The organism is Erwinia sp. E602 (assembly GCF_018141005.1).
Classification (GTDB): Bacteria; Pseudomonadota; Gammaproteobacteria; order Enterobacterales; family Enterobacteriaceae; genus Erwinia.
Map to the genome: position 1 here is coordinate 4,138,442 of NZ_CP046582.1, position 16,103 is coordinate 4,154,544.

General features: G+C 56.5%; 12 protein-coding genes and 1 tRNA gene. 8 read left to right on the plus strand and 5 right to left on the minus strand.

The window, feature by feature from the left end:
- Window positions 1–1,416 (plus strand): PepSY domain-containing protein, encoded by a 1,416-nt coding sequence (locus tag GKQ23_RS20585; protein ID WP_212409304.1) that lies wholly within the window; start codon window positions 1–3, stop codon window positions 1,414–1,416.
- 93 nt (window positions 1,417–1,509) lie between these two features.
- Here GKQ23_RS20585 and GKQ23_RS20590 read toward each other — a convergent pair whose 3' ends face one another.
- From GKQ23_RS20590 to GKQ23_RS20600, 3 genes are all read right to left on the minus strand, one after another.
- Window positions 1,510–2,496, minus strand: coding sequence for a nucleoside hydrolase (locus tag GKQ23_RS20590; RefSeq protein WP_212409305.1), 987 nt, complete (start codon window positions 2,494–2,496; stop codon window positions 1,510–1,512).
- Window positions 2,493–3,527 carry a LacI family DNA-binding transcriptional regulator gene (locus GKQ23_RS20595; RefSeq protein WP_212409306.1) on the minus strand — a complete coding sequence of 345 codons (1,035 nt, stop codon included), beginning with the start codon at window positions 3,525–3,527 and terminating at the stop codon, window positions 2,493–2,495. Before GKQ23_RS20595 ends, GKQ23_RS20590 begins: the two co-directional genes overlap by 4 nt.
- Before the next feature lie 77 nt (window positions 3,528–3,604).
- Window positions 3,605–4,996 (minus strand): MFS transporter, encoded by a 1,392-nt coding sequence (locus GKQ23_RS20600; protein ID WP_212409307.1) that lies wholly within the window; start codon window positions 4,994–4,996, stop codon window positions 3,605–3,607.
- 661 nt (window positions 4,997–5,657) lie between these two features.
- Between GKQ23_RS20600 and GKQ23_RS20605 the strand changes: the two genes are divergently transcribed.
- On the plus strand, window positions 5,658–6,209 hold the full coding sequence (locus GKQ23_RS20605) for a histidine phosphatase family protein (protein WP_056235748.1): 552 nt from the start codon (window positions 5,658–5,660) through the stop codon (window positions 6,207–6,209).
- Window positions 6,210–6,324: 115 nt separating this feature from the next.
- Here GKQ23_RS20605 and GKQ23_RS20610 read toward each other — a convergent pair whose 3' ends face one another.
- On the minus strand, window positions 6,325–6,909 hold the full coding sequence (locus GKQ23_RS20610) for a TetR/AcrR family transcriptional regulator (protein WP_212409308.1): 585 nt from the start codon (window positions 6,907–6,909) through the stop codon (window positions 6,325–6,327).
- A 152-nt stretch (window positions 6,910–7,061) separates the two neighbouring features.
- Here GKQ23_RS20610 and GKQ23_RS20615 point away from each other — a divergent pair, with 152 nt between their 5' ends.
- Entirely contained in the window at window positions 7,062–7,874 is an 813-nt protein-coding gene (locus GKQ23_RS20615; protein ID WP_212409309.1) for an SDR family oxidoreductase, read from the plus strand.
- Window positions 7,875–8,089: 215 nt separating this feature from the next.
- Window positions 8,090–8,166 (plus strand) — tRNA-Ile (locus GKQ23_RS20620).
- A gap of 144 nt (window positions 8,167–8,310) precedes the next feature.
- On the opposite strand, the gene GKQ23_RS20625 is transcribed toward GKQ23_RS20620, so the two are convergent.
- Window positions 8,311–8,490: a hypothetical protein gene (locus GKQ23_RS20625; protein ID WP_101505449.1), complete on the minus strand. Its 180-nt coding sequence runs from the start codon at window positions 8,488–8,490 to the stop codon at window positions 8,311–8,313.
- Between the two features lie 254 nt (window positions 8,491–8,744).
- Here GKQ23_RS20625 and GKQ23_RS20630 point away from each other — a divergent pair, with 254 nt between their 5' ends.
- From GKQ23_RS20630 to GKQ23_RS20645, 4 genes are read left to right on the plus strand one after another with little or no spacing between them, the layout of a single operon-like run.
- The gene (locus GKQ23_RS20630; RefSeq protein WP_101505450.1) at window positions 8,745–10,787 is read left to right on the plus strand and encodes a hypothetical protein; all 2,043 of its coding nucleotides are present in this window, start codon (window positions 8,745–8,747) and stop codon (window positions 10,785–10,787) included.
- Complete coding sequence (locus GKQ23_RS20635) at window positions 10,784–11,647, plus strand: OmpA family protein (protein ID WP_101505451.1); 864 nt, start codon at window positions 10,784–10,786, stop codon at window positions 11,645–11,647. The genes GKQ23_RS20630 and GKQ23_RS20635 overlap by 4 nt, the downstream gene beginning before the upstream one ends.
- Window positions 11,644–12,975: an EH signature domain-containing protein gene (locus tag GKQ23_RS20640; RefSeq protein WP_101505452.1), complete on the plus strand. Its 1,332-nt coding sequence runs from the start codon at window positions 11,644–11,646 to the stop codon at window positions 12,973–12,975. The genes GKQ23_RS20635 and GKQ23_RS20640 overlap by 4 nt, the downstream gene beginning before the upstream one ends.
- Complete coding sequence (locus GKQ23_RS20645; RefSeq protein ID WP_212409310.1) at window positions 12,972–16,100, plus strand: DEAD/DEAH box helicase; 3,129 nt, start codon at window positions 12,972–12,974, stop codon at window positions 16,098–16,100. The genes GKQ23_RS20640 and GKQ23_RS20645 overlap by 4 nt, the downstream gene beginning before the upstream one ends.
- The last annotated feature ends 3 nt before the right edge of the window (window positions 16,101–16,103 follow it).

Consider the following 16,103-nt stretch of genomic DNA (forward strand, 5'->3'; position numbering starts at 1 on the left):
ATGTCTGAACAACACGGGCCAGCCATCGCGCTGGCCACCCGCAGCCAGAGCAGCGTGCTGCCGCTGCTGCGCCGTCTGCACTTTTATATCGGGCTGTTTATCGCCCCCTTTATCTTTATGGCGGCGCTGACCGGCACCCTCTACGTGCTGACGCCGCAGCTGGAAAACATGCTCTACCGCGACCAGCTGTTTACCACCGCCAGCGGCCCCGACCACCCGCTGGCCGATCAGGTGGCGCAGGCGACCCGGCTGATGGGGCCGGATGCGCGCATCGCCGCGGTGCGCCCCGCACCATACGACGGTGACACCACCCGGGTCATGTTCTCGCGCCCCGAACTGAACGCGTCAGAGACGCTGGCGGTGTTTATCGACCCGAAAACCCTGGCGATCAAAGGCACGCTGACGGTGTACGGCACCAGCGGCATCCTGCCGCTGCGCACCACGCTGGATAACCTGCACCGCAGCCTGCTGCTGGGCGATTTTGGCCGCCACTACAGCGAACTGGCGGCAAGCTGGCTGTGGATTGCCGCGCTGGGCGGCGCGCTGCTGTGGGCCACCAGCCGCACGCCGCGGCTCAGAGCGACGCAGGGTAAACCGACCCGCGCACAGCAGACCGCCCGCCAGCGCCGCCGCCACGTTACCCTCGGCCTGCTGCTGCTGGCCGGGATGCTGTTTACCTCGGCCACCGGCCTCACCTGGTCACGCTGGGCGGGGGACAATATTTCACAGATGCGCGCCCACTTCGGCTGGCTGACCCCGTCGGTCAACACCGCGCTGCAGCCCACCGCAGCGATGATGAATATGAGCGACGATGAACACGCCGCGCACAACGGCCACGTGATGAACATGCCAGCCGGGGTTAAGGCTGCGCGCGTGGATCCGGCCCAGTTTGACAGCGTGCTGGCCGCCGCCCGCGCCGCCGGCATTGACGCCGCGAAGCTGGAGATCCGCCCATCCTACACCGCCGACAAAGGCTGGAAGGTCGGCGAGATCGACCATCGCTGGCCGGTACAGGTCGACAGCGTGGCGGTCGACCCGAACAGCAACCGGGTGCTGGATAAGGTGGAGTTTAAGGATTTCGGCCTGCTGGCCAGACTGACGCGCTGGGGGGTGGACGCCCATATGGGGGTGCTGTTTGGCCTGGCGAACCAGCTGGCGATGGCGGCCTTTGGCCTTGGGCTCTGCCTGATGATTATCATCGGTTACCGCATGTGGTGGCTTAGGCGTCCGCAGAGCGGGCGCCTGTCGCCGCTGGATACGCTGGCTGGCTGCTGGCAGCCGCTGTCGACCGGCCCCCGCTTCCTGCTGCTGGTGGTTACCGCGATCGTCGCGTTCAGCCTGCCGGTGATGGGCATCAGCCTGCTGGTGCTGCTGGTGATTGACGGGTGGCGCTGGCGCAGAGCGACGGCAAAATAATCTGCCGACCGCACCAGCCATAAAAAAGGGCGGCGCATTTATGATGCGCCGCCCTTTTTGTTACCGCGGTGAACGGCGATTTACGTGTGCTGGTCAGCCTGGCGGCTTTGCCAGATAGCGTTCCAGCATCGCCACCAGCAGCTGGTTATCCACCGTCTGCAGCACGTGGATCAGCCCGCCGGTCGGTGGCGTAATGCCCACGTCCAGCCGCAGCGGCGGGCGGAAACGCCATGACTTGCCGCGCGTCATCCCCGGACGCAGCTCCACCTCAACGTAGAAATCGGCGGCGGTGGCGACCTGCTGATTGAGAAGCCAGGCTACTACCAGCGCGTCGTGGATCCAGCTGCCGGGCAGCTGCCGCACCTGGATCGAGTAATCAATCCACGGCCGCAGCGTCTCGGTCACGAAGCGCGCCAGCGGCGTGTCGATGGTCGCGATGCGGTTGAGATCCTGATGGGTCAGCAGCGTCTGGCTGGTCACGTCCATCGGCACCAGGGTGATATTCGCCCCGCTGCTCAGCACCCGTTGCGCCGCCTCCGGATCGATGCCGAAGTTGGTGTCCTTGATATAGTCGTCCAGCGCAAACACTCCGCCCATTATGGCGATCTCCTGCACCGATTCGGCCATCTCCGGATAACGCTCCAGCGCCAGCGCCACGTTGGTCAGCGGTCCGATCGCCACCAGGGTAATTTTTCCCGGATTGCCACAGATCAGCTGGCCGATGGCATCGGCGGCGTCAATATCCGGCGCGCTGAACGGCTGCGGCTGGCGTACACCGCGCCACAGTTCTGCCTGAGGGGTGTTATCCACCCGCCCGTCCAGCGCCTGACGCCAGGGTTCGACGGGCTCCGCCAGCGCGGCGTCCGCCCCCTTCACCACCGGCACCGACAGCCCAAGGCGCTCGATCAGATCTTTCGCCACGTTGAAACCCTGCTGGCTGGGCGTATTGCCCGCCACCGTGGTGATCAACTCCAGCTTCACTTCCGGCGCGGCGAGCGCCAGCGCGATGGCCAGCCCGTCGTCGACGTTAGCACCGGCAATACCATTTCCTGGGTCACAATCAATAATTATGCGTTTCATTTATCGTTATCATCTTTTCGGGCTGACTGGCAGCCACAGGATTCACCAGGCTCCAGCCGGTGAGAGAACTCACGCAGCGTGGGCTTACCTTTCCAGCCGCGCAGCATGCTGATAGCGGCTTTGGCCATCTCTTCCACCGGCTGACGCGCGCAGGTCAGGGACGGTACCTGGAAGGCGGCCAGCCCGGTACCGTTAAAACAGACCAGCGCCACGTCCTCCGGTACCCGCAGGCCCTGCTCGGCCAGCCCGCGAATAAGCCCGATCGCCTGCGCTTCGTTGGAGGTAAACAGCGCCCGTGGCCGGGTCTGCCCCTGCAGCATCTGCTGCGCCGCCTGATAACCGCCTTCGCGGGTAAAGGGGGCGGTATACATCCACGCCGGGTTCTCCTGCAGACCCACATCGGCCAGCGCTTCACGCCAGCCGGTCAGCCGCTCCTGCGTATTCAGCATCTCCTGCGGGCCGGTGACGATGCCCACCTGCCGATAGCCGTGGCTGAGCAGGTGCGCGGTCAGCTGGCGCGATGCCGCCTGCTCATCCACCCGCAGTACGCTGACGCCGAGCGCCGGATCGACGCTGTCCAGCATCAGGAACGGTGTTCCGCTCTCCTGCAGCAGTTCGATCCACGGGTGGCGGTCGACGCTGATGTAGATCAGCCCGTCCACCTGCTGGCTGAGCAGGGTATTCAGCAGCTGCAGCTCGCGCTGGCGGCTGTCGCCGGAGTCGCCGAGCAGCATCACCATATCGTTCGCCAGCGCCTCCTGCTGCAGCGCATGCGCCAGTGACGCGAGGAACAGGTTACTGACATTCGGCAGCACCAGACCGTAGGTCTTGCTGGTGCCGGAGGCCAGCGCCCGCGCCACGTTGTTCGGGCGATAACCGGTTTTTTCAATCGCCGCCAGCACCCGCTTCCGCGTGGCCGGTGCTACCGGGCGCGGGCCGTTATTCACCACATAGCTGACCACGGCAACCGAGGTTCCGGCCTCGCGGGCAACATCGGCGCGGGTGGCGCGTCGGGGTAGAGGTTTATCCAATTATCAGTTCCTTGTGAAAACAACAAAGCTGGCCGGGGAAAACCCCGGCCAGCTTAACTCCCCCCCTGCGTTCGCCCTCAGATCGCATCTTCCGGCGCGTTGAGATCGCGACCACGGGTTTCCGGGGCAACAAAGGTGGTCAGGAAGCCAACCGAGGCCATCAGCGCAAAGTAGGCGGCGATCGGCCACCAGTGGCCGGTCCAGGCCAGCAGCGCGGCGGCAACCAGCGGCGCGGTGCCGCCGGAGAGGATCGATCCCAGCTCTTTCGCCGTCGCCATCTTGGTGTAGCGGTGGTGCACGCCAAACATCTCCACGCCCCACGCCGCCTGCACGCCGAAGATCCCCAGCGAGGCCAGCCCCATCCCGGTAACGATAGTGGCGATGACGATCGCCGGCTCACGCGAGTCGAGCAGCATAAAGGCCGGGAAGGCGTAGAGGATCAGCAGCAGACAGAAGCAGCGGTAGGTAATGCGGCGGCCAAAGCGGTCCGACAGCCAGCCGGCCAGCGGAATAATCAGGAAGCCAAGCAGCGAGGCGATAAACACCGCGGTGGTGGCGACAGATTTATCCACCGCCAGCACCTTCACCACGTAACCGATAATAAAGCCCTGCGCCAGATAGGAGGGGCCGTTCTCACCGATGCGCAGGCCGACCATCACCAGGAAGGCGCGGCTGCGGCGCCAGAACCCACGGGTGTCGGCCACCGGCGGGCGGGACAGCACCTGCTGACGCTGCGCCAGCACTTCGGCCTGTTTACGCTCAAACACCGGGGTTTCGCGCAGGTTGCGGCGGATCCACAGCGCCACCAGCGCAATCAGCGAACTACAGAGGAACGGGATACGCCAGCCCCACTCCTGCAGCGACTGCTGATCCATCTGCAGCACCGCCAGCCACACCAGCGACGCCACCAGCGTACCGCTGTTCGAGCCGAGGGCGATAATCGACGACACCAGGCCACGACGCTGCGCCGGGGCATATTCCCCCAGCATCACCGTACCGCCGGAGAGTTCCGCACCGGCACCAAAGCCCTGGCTGAAGCGCAGGATCACCAGACAGGCCGGTGCCCACAGGCCAATTGACGCGTAGCTGGGGATCAGACCGATTAAGGTAGTGGAGAGGCCCATCAGGATAATGGTGGAGACCATCACCACCTTGCGGCCTTTGCGGTCACCCAGCCAGCCGAAGAACAGCGCGCCGATCGGGCGGGCAACAAAGCCAACCGACCAGGTAGCAAAACTGGAGAGTAACGCCATCGCCGGGGTGGCGTTGGGGAAGAAGACGTCGCCGAAGATAATACCGGCGGCAAGACCATAGAGTGCGAAGTCGGCGTATTCCATCGCCGTGCCAAGCCAGCAGGAGAAGGTGGCCCGCCAGAAATCCTTGCGGCCTTCCGGGGTGGCTAAACGTTCATCTGCCGCCGAACCGGCCGGCGATGCTGCTTCCTGCGCAACGTGCTGAGGTGTAGACATGAAAAGTATCCCTGATGTGAGAAGTACGGTTCGCCCTGCCGCTGGCACCACCGCTTCCCGTCGGGAAAGGTGCCAGTGAGAGGACTGGTTCAATCATTACGACGAAAGGTGAAAGTAAGGTTCCCTGGTGTTGGAACACATATCCGCTACGCGTCTGCCGGCTTTATAATTAGCCAGTCATATAAGTAACGCGAAACAAATTCTTAACCTTCACGCCGCGATTAACCCTCCGGCACCGTGAATTTTCACTACGCCACTATTGTATCTACGCGTGTAGATAAATCAAGGCAGCAAGAGGGTAATGATCAGTTTTTCTTGACATTCACAACAACGGAAAACGGGAAAAACGAATAAAATCAATGCAATGATCTGCGTGAAAAATATGCATTTTTTTCCTGCTGCGGGGAAATGCCCCTGTTTAAGGCAAATTTCCCCGCCGCCCCCGGCCGCTGCACGCACGTTGTACCCCGCACAGATTTCAGCCAGATGACAGTTCAGGAAAACTGCGGCGTTTTTTTGGGTATGCCGGAAGTGGATGGCGGGGCTGTTTCGCCAGCGATCGGATTTACGGCTACGCAGAACAACGGGTTAGTTTTGGGGTTTGTCATCCCACTCCCCAACCGTTAAGCTCTTTGCCTTTGTCGCTAACGGACCAATAACCATGACCATTACGCTGATGCGCCACGGCAAGTCCGCCCACCCGACCAGCGGCCGCTTTTCCTGCGGCGAGATGGTGGCCTGGTGCATCGCCTACGATCGCGCCGGCATCTGCGACCAGCCACCGGCATCCAGCCTGCAGGCCGCTCAGCAGGCCGGCATCCTGGTGTGCAGCCCGCTGCCGCGTGCCCGCGCCTCGCTGAAGGCGCTCGGCAGACAGGCGCAGGAGGTCGCCACCCTCTACCGCGAGGCCGAACTGCCGGTGCCGCCGCTGCGCTTCCCCGCCCTGCCGCCGGTGCTGTGGCTGGTGCTGCTGCGCCTGCTGTGGCTGTGCGGCTACGCCCGCCAGGCTGAGTCGTACAAGGCTGCCTGCGCGCGTGCCGCCCGCGCGGCGGATAAGCTGGCCGACTACGCCACCCAGGGTGACGTGCTGCTGGTAGGGCATGGGGTAATGAACCGGCTGATCGCGCGGGAGCTGCGTAAGCGCGGCTGGCAGGGGGAGAAGCCCGGCCGTCGCCACTGGGGGTGTGCGGTGTATCGCGGGCCTGGGGAATGAGTGCGATAACAGGGACGTGTTTAAATCAATCACCTGCCGCTGATACAACACAGACTACAGGTAGCGAGTAGGTTGTAGGGTTCAGCGCGGAGTATATGATGCGTCCCGATGTGATTTAATCTGCGATCCCCAGCCGCTGGCGCAGCGCCAGCCGCGAGTCGGCCAGCCGTTCGGCTGCGCGCAGGTCATCCGGGATGGCGCGCGCCAGCGCCATCGCGCCAATCATCTCCGCCTGCACCGAACGCGCCTGCCGCTTAGGGTCAGCCAGCCCCAGCCCGGCAATCTCCCTCGCCAGAAGCTCTTCCAGCGCCTGAATACCGAGATCGAAACGCTCTCTTGCCGCCTCCGGCAGACGCCCCGCTTCCCCCGCCAGCGACGGCAGCGGGCAGCTGGCCTGCGGCCCGGTGCGCGCCACGTCCGAGAGATACAGGTCAATCAGCATCCGCAGCCTTTCAGCGGCGGAACCGGCGGCAGACAGCCCCTGCAGACTCTGCGCAGCGTCGCTAAACATCTGGTCGATAACGTGCGCCACCAGATCGTCACGCGAGCTGAAATGGGCATAAAACCCGCCGTGGGTCAGCCCGACGCGCTTCATCAGCGCCGCAACGCCAATCCCTTCCGTACCGACGACGCGCATAATCGCCGCCGCCTCCTCAAGGATGCGCTGACGGGTGCGTTGTTTGTGGCTGGTCTCTGACATTGTTCACCTGCTGTATGCCTGACAGGGCGGAGCTATCAGAGTAATTATTATGACCGTCATATTCAACCGCAGCCGCGTATTGACATTCAATATGATGACCATCATATTAAGCCACAGGCAAAAATGATAACCATCATATTCAGGAGAGACCCATGACTCAGCAAGGCACAGCAGCGATCACCGGCGCATCCAGCGGCATCGGCGCCACCTACGCACAACGTCTGGCACAGCGCGGCTACGATCTGCTGCTGATCGCCCGCGATCGCCAGCGGCTGGAACAGCTCGCCGCAAAACTGGCGCACGACTACGGCGTCAGCTGCCAGGTTCTGGTGGCGGACCTGACCCGCCCGGAGGATCTGGCGACAGTCGGGCAGCGCCTGCGCGATGACGCCAGCATCAGCCTGCTGGTCAATAACGCCGGGATGAGCGTGGAGGGGGATTTCCTCGACAGCGACATTGAACGGGTGCAGAGCATGCTGACGCTGAATATGCTGGCCCCCACCCGCCTCGCCCACGCGGCGGGCAACGCCTTCAGAGCGCGCGGCGCGGGAACGCTGATTAACGTCGCCTCGGTGCTGGCGCTGGTGCATGAACAGGCCAACGGCGCCTATAACGCCAGCAAGTCCTTCGTGCTGACCCTGAGCCGCTCGCTGACGCAGACGCTCAGCCCGCACGGCGTGCAGGTGCAGGCGGTGCTGCCGGGTATTACCCGCACCGAGATATTTGACCGCGCCGGCCAGTCGCTGGACAACATCCCACCGCAGATGATTATGGAAGTGGAAACGCTGGTCGACGCCGCGCTGGCCGGTCTGGACCTGGGTGAAAGCGTCACCATTCCGTCGCTGGAGCGGCTGGAAAACTGGCAGGCGTTCGACGCCGCACGCGGCGCGCTGCTGCCCGACCTGTCGCTCAGCCAGCCCGCTTCGCGGTATCGGAATGGTGATGGTGACAGCAACCAACAATAATGGGCGGGGCTGTGGCTGTGGCTGTGACGATGGTGACGATGGGAGTGATCTGTAGGATGCAGGCTGTGGGCTGTGACAACTGTAGTCCGTGTCGGAAACGGTAGAAGCGGTTGAAATCTAACCCGTTTCAATCGCACGTTTTTACCTTAAAAAGCATCATCTGGCTGCTAAACGCTGGATCGCATCGCTCAGTTACTTTATAATCCTGCGTCTCAGGCCCCATAGCTCAGTTGGTTAGAGCACGCGACTCATAATCGCTTGGTCGCTGGTTCAAGTCCAGCTGGGGCCACCAAATTTTAGCTTTAGAATCAGAATATTAAGCCACCCTTTAGAGGGTGGCTTTTTTTTGGTGCGTTCTGAGTGGCGGCAAAATGGCGGCAGGGATATCACGGCTGACAATGGCTAAATCATTGGGCCACAATCAGCTCCTGACTCCTTATGAACCTTTCAACCTGTCGAATACAACTCGGGCAAAGCCTCTGGCGATCTCAGGATTGTTAAGATATTGCGCCATTATATCCTGATGCGCGTCATTGCTATCCATGACCGCATCGTCAATCGCTTTCGGAAAATCGCCCAGCATGGCTTGCTCACGGGTATTGTTCGCAATCTGCAATGCGTGAGCACAAGCTACAAATGTGTGTATAAGAGCGATACATCTACGAACACAAGACAGAAAAGCTTATAAGTCAAATTCCACTGAAGAATCAAATCCTACCACATAGTCATAATCTTCTGATTTAAAATAAAAAAATAAAAACCTGCCATAAAGACAAGTTGAAATAGCGGATTATAGATAAAGACAAAGAAATCCATTAGAGTAATCTCAAAAGAAAAAACCCTCCTTTTAAGTGATTGATGGTGTAGAAGATGGAATTTTTAGCGGCTCCTGGCATTCTGGTACGCGACGGCATTTTGTTCCTCGCTTCATGGCTTAAGTATGATCCCGTTCCCGGCTATATGACTATTTTACTGGTCGTTGTCCTCTGCGGTGCGGTTGTACAGTGGCGACGGCTAGTTAAGCGCCGCCGGGCAGCCCTGAATGGCATTCATGCCATCATTGCACGCTCGCCCGAACAGGAGAGGGAATTCAGCCAGCATATCGATGAAGTGGATTTTGGTATTGCTGGCCTGCAAGGTACTGAAGAGCAGAAAAACGTGGCCGACGCCTGGCGTGAATATCGCGAAACCCACGTTGTTGACGATCGGGACGGTGATACGATCGTACGCAATGCGGTTCGCCCCAGTCAGTTTTTTAATCTCGACGATTTGCACTTCACGCAGGGTTTCTGGCGCATTGTGCCCGGTCTGTTCGTGACGGTTGGTCTGTCACTGACCTTCCTCGGTCTGATTTCCGCGCTTAACTCGATGAGCACCTCTCTGGACGATGGCGGCAGTTCAGCGCTGGAAGGGCTGCTGACTATAGCTTCCGCTAAATTCATCATGTCGCTGACAGGCCTGTGCTGTTCAATCGTCTTTACTATAGGGCTGCGTCGGGGAACGACGCAGCTGGAAAACGCCGTACACAGCCTTAACAGTCTGATTGAAAAACGTCTGACCTTTATCAGCCTGGAAGATCTCTCGATTCGCCAGCTTAAGGCGACAATTGAAAGCCGCGAGCATTTTCGCAAGCTTGGCCTGGAAATGGTGGCGGAGATTGGACGCCCACTTCGCGAAGATCTGCCCAGAGCGATATCTGAATCAATCAGCGCAGCGATTACTCCCGTCATCCAGCAGGTGAGCCGGATGGGCAATGATGGCGTTGGAGAAATGGTGCAAAACCTCTCCTCGCGCTTCTCTGAAGATGTCGGCCGGGCCCTGGCTCAAGCCAGCGAACGTATTTCCCTGGCAGGGGATCAGATTAAACTGCTGGCGGAGCGTATGGATCAAAGCTCCGGAAAAATGGGTAACGAGATGGAGAGCGCGATTGGGCGCCTGGGTCAGGCGGTTGAAACTTTGCGTGAAGGTATGCAGCAAACAACAGAAACGGCAACCACAGCGTTTAATCAGGGTGCCGAAAACCTGCTGGCAACCATGAACACCACCCTGCAAGGCATCCGGGATAATACCGGTGATGGCGCACGTGCTATGGGTGAAGCCGCTGCGGATATGAAGGCTGCTGCACTGGGTATTCGCACCGAGCTGGAAACTGCAGCAAAACAGGGTGCAGAAGCGGCGCACGCGCGTATGTCAGAATCGGCGTCTCAGGCCAGCGGGGCAATTGACATGGCAGCAACTCAGGTGTTGGGTGCTTTTAGTCACACGGCTGGGGAAATCAGCAAAGCGACAGACCTGATGACACAGAAAGCGAGCAGCGAATTGCTCTCACCGCTTTCAACCATTGCGGAAAAGCTTGAAGGCGTAACAGAGATGCTGACAGAAACCAGCACGGCCTTACGTCGTGCTTCTGACGGAATAAAAGAAGGGGCTGTCGCCTCAGAAAATGCATCCGGCAGTTTCCGTATCTCGGCCCAGTCATTAACCGATGCAACTAATCCAGTACGAGCGATGGTTGAACGGATTGAGGTCAGCACGCGTCAACTGCGCGAGAGCAGTGAAAATAGCCTTTCCGCTATTGCCAGCGCAGCCAAAACCAACGCTGAGCAATCCGCGATGACGCTATCAGCGGCACAGGAAACGCTGGGTGGGCAGCATCGTGCGATTGAATCTACGCTGAAAAATCTGCAATCTTTGATTTCGGCGCTAGGCGGCCAGGGAGAACGGTTGGATAGTATTGATGAGAAACTGGGTAAAGCGTTCGATAACTATCAACAGCAGGTCGCAACATCGGTAGAAACGCTCTTTGATCATGTGAAGACCATGCAGGCTGAGCTAATGCCAGCTCTGGACACGATGCAGAGTATTGTCGATCAGGCTGAAAACTTCGCGCCTAAACAGGAACGGATGTCATGAGGGCCAGCGCCAGCCGCAAGCGTTCAAATGACGAGGAAGAAGAGTCCGTCTTTGTCTCAATGACGGACATGACGGTAAGTTTTCTTTTTATCGTTATGATCCTGCTCGCTTTCTTTGCCAGCCGCTACAACGATAAAAACACCGTACCGCGTGATGAATATGTTCAGGCCGTGCAGACACGTGATAAAACCATCGAAGACCTGCGCGCCGAGGTTGCATTATTGAAGCAGGTCGACCCTCTGGAGCAGTATATGTCACAGGCGGCCGCTGCCCGTCTCAATTTGCTGTACCAACTGCGCAATAACCTTAAGCGGTCATTTCCTGAATTGCCGGTCGACGTTGTTCCGGAAGAAGGGACACTGCGTTTCCAGGGTGAGGGGTTGTTCACCAGTAACAGCTTTACGCTGAGTGATGACAAACGAAATATTGTTGAAGCGCTGGCGAAAACGCTTAACTCACTCCTGCCCTGCTACACCTTCAGCCAGAACGGAGGATGGAATCCAGGCTGTAACCCTTCATTTGCCATCATCGAAGCCGTTCAGATAGAGGGGCATACGGACTCAAAGGGAGAAGACGTTTACAACCTGAATCTTTCGACTAACCGTGCTATCACCACCTTCACCACCATGCTCTCTGCTGCACCCAATCTGGTCGCGCATTTTAATATGCGCAGGCAGCCGGTGCTCTCTGTGGCAGGCTACGGAAAAATGCGACCGGTTCAGCCCAATGACACACCGCAGAATATGGCGATGAATCGTCGCATCGATCTTCGCATCATTATGCATACACCTGCTAATGCCGCTGAGATTGAAGAGATACGCAAACGCCTGATAGACCCCTTAAAGAAGAGTGCGCCATGAAACTGAGCGATGTCTTTCTAAAGCCAGCATCCCTTTTCCAGCCTGCTTTGCCCGTCTCAAAAGGCCTGTCAGCGAAAGTTCATGCTATTCACGAGCGCTGGCCCGATGTGGTGAGAGAGGTTGCCGAACGCGATCGTGAAAAGGTGCTACGCAAGCTGCTTAGCTATGTAGAGAACTGGCTGTGGGATGATGTAAAGATGTCATTGATCTGCTCAGGCGCACCGATTGTTTTCGATAAAGAGTTCAGAGATCGGGATGACTTTTCTGCACTACAGGCGTTCTATCTGCGGGAAACGATAGTGACGGATTCACCATCCTTCATTTCTGCAATGATATCGGCCTATATCCGCAGTTACGAACCGGGTTCAGCACACACAAAAAAAATAAAAAACGGCCTGGATATTGCCAGTGTGCATATGAGCGATAAATGGAAACAGGTTCTTGGCCAGTTACCAGAATTCTTTGATGCTGAGCAGGCGCATCAGGCGCTGGCAGGAAAGATGGTAAACATGGCTTCCCCCTGGAAGGAGCTTAAGCAGTTTGGCATTACACGGCCGCACGATCCGGGGTTGATGTCATATGCTCACATTGCGTATATCGCGTTGATCGCTCCAGAGTTGCAGGAAAGATCCGCCATTGAGAAACTTTTTGACTGGTTGAAACCCGATGGAAGAAGTAACGCGTTGATGAATGGTGCAGCTGAAGCCATCAACGCATTATTATCACACTGGGTGCATAAACAGCCTGATGAAGAATTGTCGCGCTATCTGACCGAAACGCTTGTGAATTTTTACGGGGATCCGCGCCTGAGTCGCGGTGGTGCATGGGGCAGTGTCGATGAGCTCTGCAGGAATCTAATCATCAATTGGCTGACGCGTGAGAATATTATGTTCTTCCTCGATGTCGTATCGAAAGTCGAAGACAGCCATATGTGGGAACCACGGCGTAAATTTTGGTTGGGGCTTTATAACGAAGGCAAAATCACGGCAGCCTGGGTTGCATTTAGTGACATGGCATCTCGAAAAGCGAAAGAAATGAAAAGTTCCATGAAAGATTCTTCAACGCTGAATTTTGGCAGTCAAACTGCCGGAGGCTATCGGGATAATACCTCATTGCTCATTCTGCAGATTGGTAAATGTATTGTTGTCGAAGGTTCCCATACTTACAAAGTCCATATTTTTAGAAGTGAAGATAAAAAAGCACCTGCCCTGTTTCAGGAAAAATACGATGCAAATTTAATTAAAACCATTCCTGACGTAACACGCATTGCACATCTCGGCCAGAGCTGGACTGACAAAGTACGTAATCAAATTGGGCATCTTTCATGACATTCACCTTCGATCATAATGCAGAAGCAATTACCCTCAGTATTGCCGTGGAAAAACAGAGCTTCATTAGTCGCCTGTTAAAGAAACAGCAATCTGCGACAATCTCTGGACTGACCCATGACGATCGCGCCTTAGCTTTCGCCGTTGCCGATTTAAAAGCGCTGGCAGAAGAATTTTCAGAATCCCTGCACATCAGTGGTGATGCTATTGTCATGAGCCATTCACTGGCAGGGCGGCTAGATTCAGAAACGGCTCAGACACTTGGCCTGCCTCCTCTCGTCGATTTGACGTTGAAAACGGATATTGAGGGTTCAATTGGCAGCGAGACGTTCCGTCTCCAGCATGAGTGGCTACGTAACGGAGTCCGCCAGTTACCACGCCGAACCGGATCAATTTTATCCACATCCCAGGGTTACCGCCGGCTGCCATTGTGGATGATGGAGGCCGTTGACGTTGCTGAAAACTTTACACAAGGCGGCGGAGAGGCGTCCGACTGGGAATCGCTGGCGCGCTTCCGTCAGGCCCTCGATCCCGGCGTCCAGATGGGCAGTGAGATCGATGCCGTTCGCGTTTCAATGACCGACTTTATGCAGGGTTTAGAAGTCCGTATTGCCGATCGTTTTTCCATTTCCACCAGCCAAAATGGCACAGACGATTTCGAGATCGTCCCTTTCTCTGCCAGGAGCGTAGAGGAACTGGAAAATAACGGAGAAGCGGTTAGCGAAACGGCGGGAGAACTGAATCATCAAACCTTACGTCGTTTCCAGCAGCGTGTCAGAACTCAAGGGGCACTTTCCGCTTATCGCGTTGGCGAGGGCAACTATCTGGTCATTGATCGAAGCGTTCGCCCCATTCTTGATGTCATGGTGCAGAAGCAAAAGTCTTCACCTGAAGAGCGACGTGCATTTATCGAAAACCCGCGACCTGCGATCACCGATGCTGTCGAGAAGTATCTGAGGCAATCAGGCAAGCTGGAAGGGCTCGATGATGCTGAAGAAGAGGAAGCGATTGAAGCCGCAGCAGGTCCGGCATTTATCGAAACCATTGAGTATTCTGAGCGCGTTAAAGGCATTTTGCATTACCGCAAAGGAGCTGTTTCCGCATCCATGACCACAGAAACGGTATGGTTGCCGGAGGTCATCCCTGATGCCCTCGCCAAAATTATAGATGCGATGGATAGCTGGGAGCTGGCGGGCGTCTGCGAACAGATTCGCGATGCTATAGACGCCTTGCAGGGTGAAGTGGAGGTTGCTTCTTATCCACTTCATGCTTCAGAAGATACGTTACGCGCACTTGAAAAGCGCCTGGCTGCTCTTAAAGAGATGGAAGACATTACGGAAAAAAGCAGTTACGAAGATGATCCAGCAGTAGATGACCTTCCTCCCGCTACGGTTATTTTGGATACTAAAGACAACTTCGAAGAATTATCCTGGCAGCCCAACCGTAAAGAACGCCCAGTGTTTATTGGTGATCAACTGCCAGCTGGCGTGAAAACTGCGTTACGACCACATCAGCTGGAAAGCTTTAACCTGCAACTTTCGTCGTGGAAATCCGGCATGCCCGGCATTTTGAATGCAGATGAGCAAGGATTGGGTAAGACGCTGCAAACCATTGCTTTTTTGCGCTGGTTAAAAGAGAACAATAACCTCAGCACAGCCAGCAATAAAGATCGTGGCCCAGTATTGATTGTGGCCCCGACTTCTCTGCTGGAAAACTGGAGCGCTGAGGTGAAACAGCACGTTGATGGCGAAGGGCTCGGCTGTTTACTTAAATTATATGGTTCATCATTGAGTCAGTTTAAGGACTTCAATGCGAAGGGTATCGAAACAAAAGATGGCAATACACTTCTTAATTTTCGACAGCTAAATGAATCAATCAGTGAGGGTAAAGGTCATCGTTTTTGGATATTAACGACCTACACCACCCTGACGAATTATCAGCACTCCCTGGCAAGAATTCACTTTTCGGCCGTGGTTTTTGATGAGATTCAGGCGATCAAAAACCCTGACTCACTACGTGCCCGTGCAGCTCGTGCCATAAATGCTGGCTACCGAATTGGTCTGACAGGTACACCCATCGAGAATACGACGATGGATCTGTGGGCGGTTATGGATCAGCTGGCTCCTGGTTCCCTGAAGACACAGCGTGAATTCCATACCATTTATAGCGCACCTGATGAGCAGAATATGCTGCAACTGTATCAGCAGGTCTTTGAATCTCGCAATCAGCTACCGCCTTTAGCGTTCCGTCGCTTAAAAGAAGATGTTGCGAAAGAGCTGCCAGTAAAAACACGATTCCTTCATCCACGCCTGATGCCTGAGGGGCAAGCAATTGCTTACGAAACAGCCAGGCTAAAACTCTCACAGGGTGGTGCAGGTGCCGCACTGAAAATGCTGCAGCACATACGCGGTGTTTCCGTTCATCCTGCGATGGAAATGCGTGGCGACAATCAGAGCTTTATTGATGCGTCAGCACGACTCAACGCCTGTTTTGAAATCCTGCATCGTATCAAGGAGAAAGGTGAACGCGTGCTGGTTTTCATTGAACACCGAAAAATGCAATTCCGTTTTATGGAGCTGGCCCGCCAGGAATTTGGCCTTGAAAGTATTGACCATATTAATGGTGATACGCCAATTAAGAAACGACATGAAATTGTAAAACGATTCCAGGGTCATCTGGAACACGATCGTGGTTTCGATCTGTTAGTGCTTGGTCCAAAAGCCGCGGGAACAGGCTTAACGTTAACGGCTGCTACTCATGTTATTCACTTGTCCCGCTGGTGGAACCCGGCAGTAGAAGAACAGTGTAATGACCGCGTGCACCGCATCGGCCAACGGCATCAGGTTCAGATCCATATGCCGATGGCCATACACGCTGGTTATCAGGAGCACTCTTTCGACTGCTTACTCCAGGGACTTATGTCACGCAAAAGAAACCTGGCACGCGCGGCGCTCTGGCCAATGGGTGACAGTGCAGGTGATATCTCACAGTTGCAGGCTGCTTTAAGAGAAGATCAATCTGAACCTGGCGGAGAAGTTTTGGAGACGAGTATTCAAATGATGTTTGAAAGGGATGCTGAGACGGACGGAACTAAGATGGAAGATGGATCTTATCGAATTAGTTAGCTT

Excerpts from the sequence above, each read along its gene's own strand:
- GKQ23_RS20635 (WP_101505451.1), top strand. The coding sequence starts at position 10,784 with ATGAGGGCCAGCGCCAGCCGCAAGCGTTCAAATGACGAGGAAGAAGAG.
- GKQ23_RS20640 (WP_101505452.1), top strand. The coding sequence starts at position 11,644 with ATGAAACTGAGCGATGTCTTTCTAAAGCCAGCATCCCTTTTCCAGCCT.
- GKQ23_RS20590 (WP_212409305.1), bottom strand. The coding sequence starts at position 2,496 with ATGAAACGCATAATTATTGATTGTGACCCAGGAAATGGTATTGCCGGT.
- GKQ23_RS20605 (WP_056235748.1), top strand. The coding sequence starts at position 5,658 with ATGACCATTACGCTGATGCGCCACGGCAAGTCCGCCCACCCGACCAGC.
- GKQ23_RS20615 (WP_212409309.1), top strand. The coding sequence starts at position 7,062 with ATGACTCAGCAAGGCACAGCAGCGATCACCGGCGCATCCAGCGGCATC.
- GKQ23_RS20610 (WP_212409308.1), bottom strand. The coding sequence starts at position 6,909 with ATGTCAGAGACCAGCCACAAACAACGCACCCGTCAGCGCATCCTTGAG.
- GKQ23_RS20585 (WP_212409304.1), top strand. The coding sequence starts at position 1 with ATGTCTGAACAACACGGGCCAGCCATCGCGCTGGCCACCCGCAGCCAG.
- GKQ23_RS20600 (WP_212409307.1), bottom strand. The coding sequence starts at position 4,996 with ATGTCTACACCTCAGCACGTTGCGCAGGAAGCAGCATCGCCGGCCGGT.
- GKQ23_RS20630 (WP_101505450.1), top strand. The coding sequence starts at position 8,745 with ATGGAATTTTTAGCGGCTCCTGGCATTCTGGTACGCGACGGCATTTTG.
- GKQ23_RS20645 (WP_212409310.1), top strand. The coding sequence starts at position 12,972 with ATGACATTCACCTTCGATCATAATGCAGAAGCAATTACCCTCAGTATT.